Genomic DNA, 13,105 nt, shown 5'->3' on the forward strand with positions numbered 1-13,105 from the left:
CGTACGGTCGGGGGAGGGTTGATCGGGTCGATGGGAGGGGTGGGGGCTGTGGGGCGTGGGGTGCGGGTGTGGGTGGCGGGTGTGGGGGCGTTGGTGGCGGTGGTGGCGGTCGGGGGGTGTGGGGCGGGGGATGTCGAGGGGGCGCCGGTGGAGAGGAGGGTGTTCGAGTTCGCGGGGGAGGCGTTGACGGTGGATTCGGATGACTCGGAGTTGGTGATCACGGCGGCGGATGTGACGGGGGTGAGGGTGGAGAGGCAGGTGGACGGGTGGGTGTTCATGGGGTCGGGGCCGGAGGCGAGCTGGAAGTTGGTGGACGGGCGGCTGACGTTGCGGGTGGAGTGTGACGGGGTGGCGGCGAGCTGTGGGGCGGTGCACCGGATCCAGGTGCCGCGGGGGGTCGCGGTGACGGTGGAGGACGGCAACGGGGATGTGACGGCGGAGGGGTTCGACACGCCGTTGAAGGTGCGGTCGGACAACGGGGAGGTGCGGGTGCGGAGGGGCGGCGGGGCGCTCGACCTGGGGAGCGGGAACGGGGACGTGGTGGTCGAGGACGGGGTCACCGCGCCCGAGCTGGTCGCCCGGTCCGACAACGGGGACGTGAAGATCACGCTCGGGGCCGTACCGCGCAAGGTCGACGTCGTCACGGACAACGGTGATGTGAGCGTGTCGGTGCCGAGGGGCGAGTACGAGGTCGCCGGCGGCAGTGACAACGGGGACGTCCGGTTCGACGTGCCGCGTCGGGACGGAAGCGGACATGTCGTGAGCGTGCGCACGGACAACGGCGATGTCGTGGTGCGGACGGTGAACTGATCGGCCCGTGTGTTCGTCCTTACCGGGTGGGAGAATGAACCCGGACCGGGCACGGCGGACACAGCACGGGAGAGGTACGTGGCGGCGAGCGGGATGAGGGGTGGCGCGGCGCCTGGGGGGATGTCGACGTTGAGGTTGGCCCTCGCCTTGCCGTTGCTGGTGGGGGCGCTGCTGCCGCAGGCGTTCGCAAGTGGGGGGACGCGGCGGTGGTTCGGGGGGCGGGGGGAGAGTCAGCGGGCGGAGGCGCAGGCGGCGAAGGACGCTGCTGCGGCGGCGTTCTACGAGCTGGACACCGCTCAGCGTGGGCTGCGGATCTCCATCGAGACGATCACGGCGGTGGACAGTTCTCCGGAGGCACACCGGGCCGTCGAGGGGTTCGAGGCGCTGGGGCGCCGTATCGACGAGGTGAGTCACGCCTATATCGGTGCGGTCGACGCCCATGATCTCGACCGGGACGAGTTGGACGCGGCGACCGCGAACCGGGCCCGTGAGGAGCTGAACCGCGCCAAGGAGGAGCTGGAGCGGGTCAAGGGAGAGCTGGATCGGTTCGAGGAGGGGCTCGCGCCGCTTCTCGGGCGGGCCGAGACGCAGCTGGCGCGGCTCGCGCCGGCGGTCGAGCGGGCCCGGCAGGCGTTGCGCGGTGCGAGCGGCGCGCTCGACGCCGTGCGGGAGAAGGGCCTGCGTGCCGACGACCTCGCGCTGCGGCTCGCCCAGCTCGGACCCGAGCTGACCCGGCTCAACGAGGGTGCGGGGCGGCACGGCGTGCCCGAGACCCTCCAGCGGGCCGACCGGGTGTCGCGGGACGCCGAGGCGGTACGGGCCGAGGCCGAGCGGCTGCCAGAGCGGGCCGCCGAGATCGACCGGCGCCTGGTGTCCCTCCGTACCCGCACCGAGGCGCTCACCACTCGTACCGGCGGTGTCGAACCGGTCCTGTCCGAGCTGCGGCGGCGGTTCTCCGCGGCCTGCTGGCAGGACCTCCAGCACGTTCCCGAGCAGGCGGGCGAAACGCTCCGGCAGGCCGCGGAGCGGCTCGCCGAGGCCGGGAAGGCGCGGACCGAGCAGCGCTGGCCGGACGCGACCTCGCTGCTGTCCACGGTCCGCGCGCTGCTCGAATCGACAGACGAGGCCGTCTCGGCCGCCGGGGAGCGGCTGCGTCGTGTGGACGCCGTCGCGAAGGACCCGACGGCGGAGGTCGACCGCACCCGGTTCGCGGTGCGGGACGCCCAGCGGCTGGCGATGGCGGGCCGGAACACGCCCGACCCGCGCCATGCCCGGCCCCTCGACGAGGCCGTCGCCCGGCTCGACCGGGCCGTCGGCTCCCTGGAGGGCCGCCACCCGGACTACTGGCACTTCCTGACCGAGCTGGAAGCCGTCCGCGCCTCGGCCGCGCACGTCGTCGGCCTGATCCGGGAGGAGCGGGGCGCGGGCCACTGATGCCGGGCGCGTCCCGCCGTTAGCCTGTCTCCATGCCTCGTTACGAATTCCGCTGCCGCACCTGCGGCGACACCTTCGAGCTCAGCCGTCCGATGGCCGAGTCCTCCGCTCCTGCCTCCTGCCCCGCCGGGCACGACGACACCGTGAAGCTGCTCTCGGCCGTGGCCGTCGGCGGCAGCAGCACCGCCGCCCCCGCCCCGAGCGCGGGTGGCGGCGGTGGCGGTGGCGGCTGCTGTGGTGGGGGCTGCTGCGGCTGACCCCGGCGGAGCGGGCCGGATCCGAGCGGGCCGGATGCCCGGGAGTTCGTCTCCCGGGGATCCGGCCCGTTGTCTGTCGCCCGTTGCCTGTCGCCCGTTGCCGGAGTCCGTTGCCGGAGTCCGTTCCGTGCGGCTTCTCGTCTGCCGCGGGCGCGGGCGTGCCCCCGAGGGTCAGTACGTGGCTGCTGCGCGGAAGCGGCGGAGGATCTCCTCGCCGGCCGCGACGCCGCGTTCCGCGAGGACGTCGAGGTGGGGGGCGGTCCAGTCGCTGTCGGCCAGTTCACCGTGGCCGGGGCGCCAGGCCCGGTCCGCGGCGAGCAGCAGGTCGGCGTCGAGGAGGGAGTCCCCGGCGGCGAGGGTGAGGGTGGCGCCGGTGCGGCGGGCCACCTCGCGGACGGCCGCGCTCTTGGTGAGCGGCTTGGGGACGGCGTACACCTTGCGGCCCTGGAGCGAGACGGTCCAGCCGCGCTCGCCGGCCCAGTCGCCGAAGCGTCCCAGCCAGTCCTCGGGGAGCCGCTCCCGCTCGACGACGAGGTAGGCGAACAGGTCCTCGGCCACCCGGTGCTTACGCACCCAGGACAGGTCGGTGGTGGCGGTGAGGTAGGCGCGGATCTCGGAGAGCGGCGCGCACTCGTCGGCGAGCCGGCCCAGTACGGAGGCGTGCCAGTCGCGGTCGGTGACGCCGTCGACGAGGATGTGCCCGCCGTTGGCGCAGATCGCGTACTTCGGCGCCGTGCCCGGGAGTTGGATGCGCTGGTACTGCTTGCGCGTCCGGGTGGTGGTGGGGACGAAGACGGTCTCGGCGGTGAGCCGGGCGAGGAGGTCGGCCGCGTCCTCGGTCATGTAGGAGAGCGGCTTGGACTCGTGGACCTCGACGCAGAGCAGCCGGGGCGCCTGGGCGTCGGGCATGCCGAGGGAGAGGGCCGCCGTCGAGTAGATGAGGGTGCGGTCGAGGTCGCTCGCGACCAGCGTCGTGGTCGGCGTCGCGTCCGGCTTCGTGGTCGCCTTCGTGCTCACGGGGGTGCTCGCAGGCGTGCTCACTGGGACACCACCGCCTTGCCGTCGGCGCCCGTGGCGCCCCGTGTGTACTGGGGGTGGATCAGGCCCACGCAGCTGTACGGGAGTCCGTCGACCTCTTCGACCGGTACGCCGCGCTGTTCGGCGAGCAGGCGGACGTGTGCCAGGTCGGCGTCGGCGCCGCGCTTGGCGAGGATCTTCCAGGGGACGCGCCGGAGGAGGACCCGGGTGGTCTCGCCGACGCCCGGCTTGACGAGGTTGACGTCGTGGATGCCGTACTCCTCGCTGATCCGCTCGACGGCGGCCCAGCCTTCCCAGGTGGGGGTGCGGTCGGTGGCGAGGAGTTCCTTGACGTCGGTGTCGACGGTCTCGGCGACTTCGTCGAAGCGGGCGGCGACGGCGTCGAGGAAGTCCGCGGAGACGTCGGCGCCGGCCAGCTCGCGGTAGAACTTGGCGCCGTGGAAGTCGTCCGGTCCGACGAGGTCGGAGCGGAGCACGGTGCGCGATATCAGGCCGGAGACCGTGGAGTTGAGGCAGGCGGAGGGGATGAGGAAGTCCTCGCGGGTGCCGTGGACGCGGACGCAGGAACCGGGGTCGGCGAGGACCGCGATCTCCGGGTCGAAGCCGGTGATCCCCTCGGTCGCCTCGAACTCCTTGAGCGCGTCGGCGAGTTCGCGGGTGATGGCGCCCTTTCCGGTCCAGCCGTCGACGAACACGACGTCGGCCGGGTCGTGGTGGGCGGCGAGCCAGCGGAGCGCGTTGGCGTCGATGCCGCGGCCGCGCACGATGGACACGGCGTAGTGCGGGAGGTCGAGGTCGTGGCGGGCCAGGGCCCAGCGGCGCATGAGGACGCCGACGGGGGTGCCGGCGCGGGCGAGCGAGACCAGGACCGGGCGGCGGCCGGGCCGCTCCGCGAGGACGGTCTCGGTGACGGTGCCGACGGCGCGGGCGATGCGGGTGGCGGAGCTCTCCAGGGCGGTGTGGAACAGCTCCTGGTAGCGCTCGCTGGGCTGGTACTCGACGGGGAGCGACTCGGCGTAGTGCGCGCCGCCGCTCTGGATGGCTTCCTCGCGTTCCTCGGTGGGCGCCTCCAACTCGACGTCCGAGAGGTCCTGGAGCAGCCAGCCGACCTCCTCGGGTGCGTACGACGAGAAGGCGGGGCCGCGGAGGGGCTCGGGCAGCATGGAGCTCCTTTCGGGAGCTTCGGAGACCGTGGGCGTGTACGACGGGACCGTGGGCGTGTGCGACGGGACCGTGGGCGTGTGCGAGGGGACGACGGCGAGCACGACGCGCGGGATGTGCGCGGCGAGCCGGGCGAGCAGGCCGTCCGGGGCGTGCAGGGCCGGGGTGTCGGCGGTGGAGTCGACGACCGCGACGACGGCGTCGAAGCCGGCGCCGGCCACGTTGTACGCGTAGCGCTCACCGGGGCCGTCGGCGGGGTCGTCATGGGCGGGGAAGACGAGCCGGGTGCGTATCGCGTACCCGGGGTCGTCGACGGCGAGTACGGGAGAGCGGGTCGTGGTGGAGTAGCGGACGTCGTGCCCCGCCTCCTCCAGTGCCGTGCCGAGCCGCAGCGGCGCGTACATCAGCTCCTCGAACCCGAGCACGAGCACGCGGGGCGGCACGTGCGGCGGGACCGGGGTGGGCCGCTCCGTGTCGGCCGGGTCGGCCGTGTCGGCCGTGTCGGCCGGGTCGGCCGGGTCGGCCAGGCCACCCGGGGCGGCCGAGGCACCCGGGGCGGCCGGGGCGCGCAGGGCCTGCGCGATCCGGTCCGCCATGGCGGGCAGGGCCGCTTCGAGGCCGGTGCGGTGATCGGGCGTGAAGCCGTGCCGACCGCCGTCGGGCAGGCCCTCGGGCCAGCCGAGGTCGATACGGACGGGGGTCGCGCGAGGGGTACGCGGGAGGGCCGCGGGCGCGGGGGCCGCACCGGCCGCGAGGGAGGCGTCGGGGGCGCCCTCGGCCGCGGGGGAGGCGTCGGCACCGGTGGCGTCGGAGGCGGTCCGGGCCGCGTCGTGGGCGCGTTCCTGGGCGGCGACGAGGGCCTGGCCCTTCTCCAGGACGCCGTCGGGGAGGCGGACGGTGCCGGCGGCGCCGGCGACGAGGTCGACGCGGGCACCGATCTCGGCGGCGAAGGCGTCGAGGCGGCCGAGGTCGGCGGCGGAGCGCATGTCGACGAGGGCGACGACGACGTAGCGGTCGCGCGGGTAGCGCTCGTGGAGGGCGCGGACGGTGTTGAGGACGGTGTTGCCGGTGGAGAACTCGTCGTCGACGAGGACGAGGGGCCCGTCGCCGGCGAGGAGCTTGGGGTCCTCGGGCAGCAGCAGGTGCGAGGTGGCGTGGGAGTGGGACTCCTCGAAGCCGCCCGCACGGGCGACGCCGGCCACCGGCCGCCGGGTGGAGTGGAGGTACGGGGCGAGGCCGAGGCCGTCGGCGACGGCGTGCCCCAGGGCGGTGGCGGTCTCCGCGTAGCCGAGGACGACGGCTCGGGCGGCCTCCTCGTCGCCGAGGAGCGCCCGGACGCGGCGGCCGAGGTCGAGGCCGGAGCCGTACACGACCGAGGGGCGCTGCGGCACGTGCTTGCCGAGCACGCTGGAGACCAGCAGATGCGCCCGCTTGGGGTTGCGGCGCAGTGCGAGGCCCAACAGGGCCGGCAGCTCCTCGTCGCCGATCAGTTCGACGCCCAGTCGCTCCGCGACCCACGTTCCGGTCCACACCACGTCGTCGACGTCCCTTCGTCAGCCGGCAAGTCCGGCGGTGAGCAGATCCACGAAGCCGACGTCCTCCTTGGCGACGCCGAAGACCTCGGCGCGCTGGAGGGTGCGTTCGGCCCACGCGCGATGCGGCTTCACTTCGTTCATCTTGTTCGTGTAGGCGGAGCGGAGGACTCCGCCGCCGCCCTGTTCGGGCCGCAGGATGTCCTGGGCGTCGCTCCACTCCTCGTGGCTGACCACGGAGAGGGCGTGCACCGGCACCACGTGGGTGGGGTGGATGCAGGTCTTGCCGAGGAGGCCGTTGGCGCGGTCGAGCTCGATCTCGCGGAGCAGGCCGTCGAGGTCGTGTTCGATGAGGGCGGTGCGCAGGTCCTCGGCGCGACCCTCCAGGAACGGGCTGCGGCGCAGCTGGGGCTTGAACATGCGCTCGCCGGGCCGGAAGTACTCCCAGACGGGTCCGGTGACGGTGAAGCCGGTGCCGTCGGAGCGGCCGAGGACGTTGACGACGTCGGCGATGACGTTGGCGACGATCTTGACGTCGTACGCGGTCATGTCGGGCGAGCGGCGCAGCCCGTAGGCGGAGCAGAAGTCGGTGACGCCGAGGCGCAGGGCGAGGACGCGGTCGCGGTACTTGTCGGTGATCGAGGCGATTCCGGCGAGGGTCTCGGCCCGGGTCTCCAGGTGGAGGAGCTCGGGGGACTCGAGGACGGGCATGGCGAAGAGGCGCCTGCCGCTGGTCCGCTCGGCCTGGGTGAGCGCTTCGAGGAAGGCGCGGCCGCGGGTCTCGTCGAACTTGGGCAGCACGAATCCGGACAGCAGCCGCACCGTGTCGCCCAGGCGGGTGACGAGGTCGGTGATCTGGCGCGGTTCGCGGACGCGGATGAAGAGCAGGGGCACGTCCGTGGCGGTGTCGGCGTCCGTCACGGTGCCCGCGGCGAGGTCGGCGAACTGGCGGACGAGGTTGGCCTCGCCTGCCTCGACGTCGCCGTCGCTGATGGAGTCCTCCAGGCAGAGCACCATGGAGACCACTCCGCGGGCTGCCTGCTTGCGCACGTCGTCGGCGAGCCGCGGCCGGGTGGCCGGGCTGTAGAGCGTGGCACCGAGCGCTACGGCGAGCGTGCGCGCGGGTGAGTCGGCCGTGAAGTCGGCCGGCTCGCGGTGGAACAGCCCGGCCCGCGTTGCGGACGGGATGTGCCCGAAATGACGCATGTAAGTCCCCCGTCTGCCTCTCTGGGCCCTGACGACATGTGGCCGGTAATAGTACGTAGGTGCGGGTGTCCGTAGTTCCCTCGGTGCATGAAATTCAGGTAACTCGTCAGCATCCGTCGTCTCGGCCCGGTATCGGTGGTGCCCCCGCGTTGTCCGCGGGTCGGCCGGGAGGGCAGGATGACGGTCATGACGCACGCGATGCTGAAGGGCTCCAACGTCCCTCTCGACACCGCGGCCGTACGGGCCGTGCTCCGCTGGACCCCGGGCCCCGGGGTCCCCGACGTGGATGCCTCGGCCCTGCTGCTGGGGCCCTCCGGGCGTGTGCGGTCCGACGAGGACTTCGTCTTCTACAACCAGCCGCGCCACCCTTCGGGCCTGGTGCGGCGGCTGCCGAAGAAGCGGGTCGCCGAGGGCCTGACGGACACCGTGGAGGCCGATCTGGCCGGTCTCGACGGGTCGGTCGACCGGGTGGTGATCGCGGCCTCCTCGGACGGCGGCACGTTCCGCTCCGTCTCCGACCTCCGCATCCTCGTGTTCGACGCGACGGCCGGGCCTGAGCGCGAGCCGCTGGCCCGCTTCGACGTGACGGCGGAGACCGGCGAGGAGACGGCGGTCATCTGCGGCGAGCTGTACCGGCGCGGGGACGGCTGGAAGTTCCGCGCGGTGGGACAGGGCTATCCGACGGGTCTGATCGGCCTCGCGACCGACTTCGGCATCTCGGTGGACGAGGACGCCGCCCAGGAGGCCGCGCAGGGGGCCCAGGACGCCGCCGCGGGCGCCCAGGAGGGCGCCACTGCCGGCGACCCGGATCTGGACCTGACCCTGGTCCACACGCCCGTTCCCGTGCCGCCGCAGCCGACGGTGCCGCCCGTGCCGGACCGCGCGCCCGGCTACGGCTACCCGCAGCCGCCCACGCACGCCCCGGCCCCGGCGTACGGCTACCCGCAGCCCGTGGCGGCCGCCGAGCAGAACCCGGCGCCCGACTTCCGGATGCCGCCGATGGGTCCGCAGTTCGTCAGGTCGTCCTGAGGCCGGCACCGGCGGCCGTCCCGGGGACGCCGCCGGTCCCACGGGCGTCCCCGGGGGCAACGGCTACGCCTTGGTCTTGTAGCCGCGCCCCCACTGGAGTCCCCAGCCGTACAGCCGGTCCAGCTCGGCCTGGAAGCCGTATACGAACCGCACCTCGCGGCGGACGGTCAGCTCGCCCTTGACGTTCTCCATGGAGAAGACCGCGCAGGAGCGGGCCTGCGGGGCGCGCTCGTCGAGTTCGATCTCGATCCGCGGGCCGTTGCTCGGGTAGAGCGTGACCTTGGCGTGCGTGCGGTCGAAGGCCGGGGTCTGGTCGTAGATGTACGCGAAGAACAGCAGCCGCTTGATCGAGTCACGGTGGTCCAGGTTGACGAAGATCGTCTCGCCGGAGGAGCCCCCGAAGCGGTCGTCGCCGCTCAGCTTCACGTACGGGGCCGCGTTCAGGTCGCCGAAGAACCCGCCCAGCGGCTGCACCACTCCCTTGCTGCCGTCGGCGAGCTCGTAGAGGCAGCCCAGGTCGAGGTCGACGTTGACCATGCCCTGGGTATGGGCCTGGACGACCTCGGGCTTGAAGAGCTGGGAGGGGTTCCGCAGCAGCCGCCCGCTCTGCCGTGAGCGGCCCTCGATGTCGGAGGTCCGCATCCGCCAGGAGAGGTTCACCCGGAGGTTTCCCGTCGCGGCGCCCTGCTTGGTGAGCGACACGGACGGGCGCCGTTTCGTCAGGTCGATCGCGTTCGACACGGCATTGCCCGAGTCGAACGGTGCCGCCCTTCCCGGAAAAAGGTTGTCCCAGAAGGCCATGACGCCTTCACCCCCCACTGATCGCCGGCCCCACTGATCGCCGGCACCGCTGATCACCGACACCGCACATGCCTGCGGGGCGGCCGGGTGCACCGACCGCCCCGCAGTGAAGCGTTCCTCATTGCCGGGGTTGTCACACCCCGGACGACACCTCGGTCTTGTCCCCCGAGGGACCCGACCCGCCCTCGGCCGCCGCGAGCGCCTTGTTGCGCCGTACGGAGGACCAGAAGGACCAGGCGATGAGGGCGACACCGATGAGACCGGTGACCACCTCGGGGATCTGGTAGCGGATGGAGACCATGAGGATCAGGGCCAGCGCGCCGATCGCGTAGTGCGCGCCGTGCTCCAGGTAGACGTAGTCGTCGAGGGTGCCCTGGCGGACCAGGTAGACCGTCAGCGAACGGACGTACATGGCGCCGACGCCGAGGCCGAGCGCCATCAGGACGATGTCGTTGGTGATGGCGAAGGCGCCGATGACACCGTCGAAGGAGAAGGAGGCGTCGAGGACCTCCAGGTAGAGGAACATGAAGAAGGCGGCCTTGCCGGCCAGCTGCACGACGCCGACCTGCTTGCCGCTGCGCTTGGCCTCTTCCTCGGCCTCGTGCTCGCGCTCCTCCTCCTCCTCCAGCTTGTTCTCGAAGTAACCGGAGAGACCGCCGACGACGAGGTACGTGATGAGGCCGAAGACGCCCGAGAGCAGAACCGTCGACGCCGCGTCGACGTGCGTGCCGCCGTGCTGGTGGGCCTGGGTCGCGAAGGTCATGGCGCTGATCGCCAGGACGACCAGGGCGATGCAGACCGACAGCATGTCGACCTTGCCGAGCTTCGCCAGCGGGCGCTCCAGCCAGCCGAGCCACTTGATGTCACGGTCCTCGAAGATGAAGTCGAGGAAGATCATCAGCAGGAACATCCCGCCGAAGGCCGCGATCGAGGGGTGGGCGTCGGTGACGAGCTGTTCGTAGCGCTCGGCGTCGTTGAGTGCGAGATCGACCGCCTCGATGGGGCCGATCTTGGCACTGATCGCCACGATCACGACGGGGAAGACCAGCCTCATGCCGAAGACGGCGATGAGCACACCGATGGTGAGGAAGATCTTCTGCCAGAAGGCATTCATCTTCTTCAGGATTCCGGCGTTGACCACTGCATTGTCGAAGGACAGCGAGATCTCGAGGACGCACAGGATCGCGACGATCCCGAACGCCTCCCACCCCCCGTAGAGCACCGCTGCGACCAGGCCGAGTGCCGTGATGGCGAACGACCAGCCGAAGGTTTTCAGAACCACTGTTTGCCCCATCGTGAATCACATGGCTTTACGAAACGTTGACCCCGAAGTCTAGAGCGATGCCCCTCAGCCCCGACGCGTACCCCTGACCGACCGCACGGAACTTCCATTCGCCGTTGTAGCGGTAGAGCTCGCCGAAGATCATCGCGGTCTCGGTGGACGCGTCCTCGGAGAGGTCGTACCGGGCGAGTTCCTGACCGTCCAGCTGGTTCACGACGCGAATGAAAGCATTGCTGACCTGGCCGAAGCTCTGGCCGCGGTTGTCGGCGTCATGGATCGACACCGGAAAGACGATCTTGTCGCAGTGCGCCGGAACCTTGTCGAGGTCCACGATCAGGGACTCGTCGTCGCCGTCACCCTCGCCGGTGAGGTTGTCGCCGGTGTGTTCGACGGAGCCCTCGGGGCTGCGCAGCTGGTTGTAGAAGACGAAGTACTCGTCCCCGAGCACCCGGCCGGCCTGGCACAGCAGGGCGCTGGCGTCGAGGTCGAAGGGGGCTCCGGTGGTGGAGCGCGCGTCCCAGCCGAGTCCGACGAGGACCTTGGTGAGGTTGGGTGCGGCCTTGGAGAGGGAGACGTTGCCTCCCTTGGCGAGCGTGACGCCCATGATGCGGTTCCTCCCCGGTGGTGATGAGGCACGTCCGGCGCCGCACGGAGGTGCGGCGCCGGACGGTTCGAACTATTCGGCTCAGACGTTGACGCCGAAGTCCTGCGCGATGCCGCGCAGGCCGGAGGCGTAGCCCTGGCCGACGGCGCGGAACTTCCACTCGGCACCGTGGCGGTACAGCTCGCCGAAGACCATGGCGGTCTCGGTCGAGGCGTCCTCGGAGAGGTCGTACCGCGCGATCTCGGCGCCGCCGGCCTGGTTCACGACGCGGATGAACGCGTTGCGCACCTGGCCGAAGGACTGCTGGCGGTTCTCGGCGTCGTAGATCGACACCGGGAAGACGATCTTGGCCACGTCGGCCGGCACGGTGGCCAGGCTGACCTTGACCTGCTCGTCGTCGCCCTCGCCCTCGCCGGTGAGGTTGTCACCGGTGTGCTCGACCGAGCCGTCGGCGCTCTTCAGGTTGTTGAAGAAGACGAAGTCCTGGTCGTTGCGGACCTTGCCCTCCTCGCTCACCAGGATGGCGCTGGCGTCGAGGTCGAAGTCCGTACCGGTGGTGGTGCGGACGTCCCAGCCCAGACCGACGGTCACGGCGGTGAGGCCAGGGGCCTCCTTGGTCAGCGAGACGTTGCCGCCCTTGCTGAGGCTGACTCCCACGAGTCCCTCCATACGTTTTCAGGGGCAGCGCCCCAGTCGTGCGTTGGCATCGGATCAACGACTGGATCCTAGTGACGGGTTCCCGGTCGAAACAGTCGATTCGACCGGTGATTCCGAGGGTGTCGGCCCCGGACCGGCTCAGATGGCGTCGAGGGCCTTCAGGTAGTCGCCGAGGTCACGGGCGTCCGACAGGGCGTTGACGACGGTCCAGCGGACGACGCCCTGCCGGTCGATGACGAAGGTGCCGCGGACCGCGCAGCCCTTCTCCTCGTCGAAGACGCCGTAGGCGCGGGAGGCCTCGCCGTGCTTCCAGAAGTCGGAGAGCAGCGGGAAGTCCAGGTCCTCCTGGTCGGCGAAGACCCGCAGGGTGTGGATCGAGTCGTTGGAGACGGCCAGGAGCTGGGTGTCGTCGTTGACGAAGCTCGGCAGGTGGTCGCGCAGCTCGCGCAGCTCGCCGGTGCAGACGCCGGTGAACGCGAACGGGTAGAAGAGCAGCACCACGTTCTTCTCGCCGCGGAAGTCCGAGAGCCTCACGGTGCGGCCGTGGTTGTCCTTCAGCTCGAACTCCGGGGCCTCGGTGCCGACCTCGACGGCCATCGCGTCACACATCCCTTCGACGGACCCGGTCCCTGGGCCGAATCGGTGAGGCCCAGCCTACGGCCTGTGCACGAAAGCCCCCGCCGGCGGGCCGGCGGGGGCTTCTCGCAGCGTGGTGATCAGCGCTTGGGGGCGGTCAGGCGGGTGCCCGTCCAGTCCTTGGCGACGCTGATGCTCTTGGTCTGGGAGAGACCAGCAGTCTGCGCGGCATCGTTGATGTCGGACGGCTCGATGTAGCCGTCGCGGCCGGTCTTCGGCGTCAGCAGCCAGATCATGCCGCCGTCCTCCAGAAGACCGATGGAGTCCACCAGGGCGTCGGTGAGGTCACCGTCCTCGTCACGGAACCAGAGCACGACGGCGTCGGCGACGTCGTCGTAGTCCTCGTCCACGAGGTCGGCCCCGATGATGGACTCGATGCCTTCACGGAGATCCTGGTCGACGTCGTCGTCGTAGCCGATCTCCTGGACCACCTGTCCGGGCTCGAACCCCAGCCTGCCGGCCGGGTTGGTCCGCTCCTCCGCGTGGTCCGCGGTCGCGCTCACGGCTTGCCTCCTGCTCATTCGGAAAATGCTGTGGGCCACGCGTGGGCGCGTGGCGCTGGCCGTAGTCCACACGTGCCGGGGCTGATCGCGCAAGTACCGGGCCGCGGAGACCGCCGAAACGGTGACGTTTGGGGCCGTCTCGCCCCAACTTTCGG

At 71.4% G+C, this 13,105-nt stretch carries 13 protein-coding genes; 4 read left to right on the plus strand and 9 right to left on the minus strand.

Annotated elements, in window-relative coordinates:
• The 3 genes from OO54_RS48360 to OO54_RS22790 form a co-directional block, all read left to right on the plus strand.
• Positions 1-810 (plus strand): DUF4097 family beta strand repeat-containing protein (locus OO54_RS48360; protein WP_342450924.1); only part of this gene is annotated, 810 nt, incomplete at its 5' end.
• A 120-nt stretch (positions 811-930) separates the two neighbouring features.
• Positions 931-2,244: a coiled-coil domain-containing protein gene (locus tag OO54_RS22785; protein ID WP_234439388.1), complete on the plus strand. Its 1,314-nt coding sequence runs from the start codon at positions 931-933 to the stop codon at positions 2,242-2,244.
• Between the two features lie 32 nt (positions 2,245-2,276).
• A complete protein-coding gene (locus OO54_RS22790; protein WP_017239112.1) occupies positions 2,277-2,501 on the plus strand; it encodes an FmdB family zinc ribbon protein in 225 nt (74 codons plus the stop codon).
• Between the two features lie 171 nt (positions 2,502-2,672).
• Here the strand turns inward: OO54_RS22790 and OO54_RS22795 are convergent, their stop codons facing one another.
• The 3 genes from OO54_RS22795 to OO54_RS22805 are packed head-to-tail and all read right to left on the minus strand — an operon-like array spanning position 2,673 to position 7,438.
• Positions 2,673-3,518, minus strand: a complete 846-nt coding sequence (locus OO54_RS22795; protein ID WP_234439389.1) for an HAD family hydrolase — start codon at positions 3,516-3,518, stop codon at positions 2,673-2,675.
• 20 nt (positions 3,519-3,538) lie between these two features.
• Entirely contained in the window at positions 3,539-6,235 is a 2,697-nt protein-coding gene (locus tag OO54_RS22800; protein WP_033205929.1) for a phosphoribosyltransferase, read from the minus strand.
• Between the two features lie 18 nt (positions 6,236-6,253).
• On the minus strand, positions 6,254-7,438 hold the full coding sequence (locus tag OO54_RS22805) for an HpcH/HpaI aldolase/citrate lyase family protein (RefSeq protein WP_033205930.1): 1,185 nt from the start codon (positions 7,436-7,438) through the stop codon (positions 6,254-6,256).
• A gap of 177 nt (positions 7,439-7,615) precedes the next feature.
• Between OO54_RS22805 and OO54_RS22810 the strand changes: the two genes are divergently transcribed.
• Positions 7,616-8,467 (plus strand): TerD family protein, encoded by an 852-nt coding sequence (locus OO54_RS22810; protein ID WP_033205932.1) that lies wholly within the window; start codon positions 7,616-7,618, stop codon positions 8,465-8,467.
• 63 nt (positions 8,468-8,530) lie between these two features.
• Here the strand turns inward: OO54_RS22810 and OO54_RS22815 are convergent, their stop codons facing one another.
• From OO54_RS22815 to OO54_RS22840, 6 genes are all read right to left on the minus strand, one after another.
• Positions 8,531-9,268 (minus strand): TerD family protein, encoded by a 738-nt coding sequence (locus tag OO54_RS22815; protein WP_033205933.1) that lies wholly within the window; start codon positions 9,266-9,268, stop codon positions 8,531-8,533.
• A gap of 133 nt (positions 9,269-9,401) precedes the next feature.
• Positions 9,402-10,550, minus strand: a complete 1,149-nt coding sequence (locus OO54_RS22820; RefSeq protein ID WP_033205934.1) for a DUF475 domain-containing protein — start codon at positions 10,548-10,550, stop codon at positions 9,402-9,404.
• Positions 10,551-10,578: 28 nt separating this feature from the next.
• Positions 10,579-11,154, minus strand: coding sequence for a TerD family protein (locus OO54_RS22825; protein ID WP_033205936.1), 576 nt, complete (start codon positions 11,152-11,154; stop codon positions 10,579-10,581).
• Positions 11,155-11,235: 81 nt separating this feature from the next.
• On the minus strand, positions 11,236-11,811 hold the full coding sequence (locus OO54_RS22830) for a TerD family protein (protein ID WP_026058190.1): 576 nt from the start codon (positions 11,809-11,811) through the stop codon (positions 11,236-11,238).
• A gap of 138 nt (positions 11,812-11,949) precedes the next feature.
• Positions 11,950-12,408, minus strand: a complete 459-nt coding sequence (locus tag OO54_RS22835) for a peroxiredoxin (RefSeq protein WP_017239120.1) — start codon at positions 12,406-12,408, stop codon at positions 11,950-11,952.
• A gap of 119 nt (positions 12,409-12,527) precedes the next feature.
• Complete coding sequence (locus tag OO54_RS22840) at positions 12,528-12,950, minus strand: DUF3052 domain-containing protein (protein WP_017239121.1); 423 nt, start codon at positions 12,948-12,950, stop codon at positions 12,528-12,530.
• Between the last annotated feature and the right edge of the window lie 155 nt (positions 12,951-13,105).

The organism is Streptomyces wedmorensis (assembly GCF_000716445.1).
GTDB lineage: Bacteria > Actinomycetota > Actinomycetes > Streptomycetales > Streptomycetaceae > Streptomyces > Streptomyces wedmorensis.

Excerpts from the sequence above, each read along its gene's own strand:
- OO54_RS22785 (WP_234439388.1), top strand. The coding sequence starts at position 931 with ATGTCGACGTTGAGGTTGGCCCTCGCCTTGCCGTTGCTGGTGGGGGCG.
- OO54_RS22805 (WP_033205930.1), bottom strand. The coding sequence starts at position 7,438 with ATGCGTCATTTCGGGCACATCCCGTCCGCAACGCGGGCCGGGCTGTTC.
- OO54_RS22835 (WP_017239120.1), bottom strand. The coding sequence starts at position 12,408 with ATGGCCGTCGAGGTCGGCACCGAGGCCCCGGAGTTCGAGCTGAAGGAC.
- OO54_RS22790 (WP_017239112.1), top strand. The coding sequence starts at position 2,277 with ATGCCTCGTTACGAATTCCGCTGCCGCACCTGCGGCGACACCTTCGAG.
- OO54_RS22825 (WP_033205936.1), bottom strand. The coding sequence starts at position 11,154 with ATGGGCGTCACGCTCGCCAAGGGAGGCAACGTCTCCCTCTCCAAGGCC.
- OO54_RS22810 (WP_033205932.1), top strand. The coding sequence starts at position 7,616 with ATGACGGTCATGACGCACGCGATGCTGAAGGGCTCCAACGTCCCTCTC.
- OO54_RS22815 (WP_033205933.1), bottom strand. The coding sequence starts at position 9,268 with ATGGCCTTCTGGGACAACCTTTTTCCGGGAAGGGCGGCACCGTTCGAC.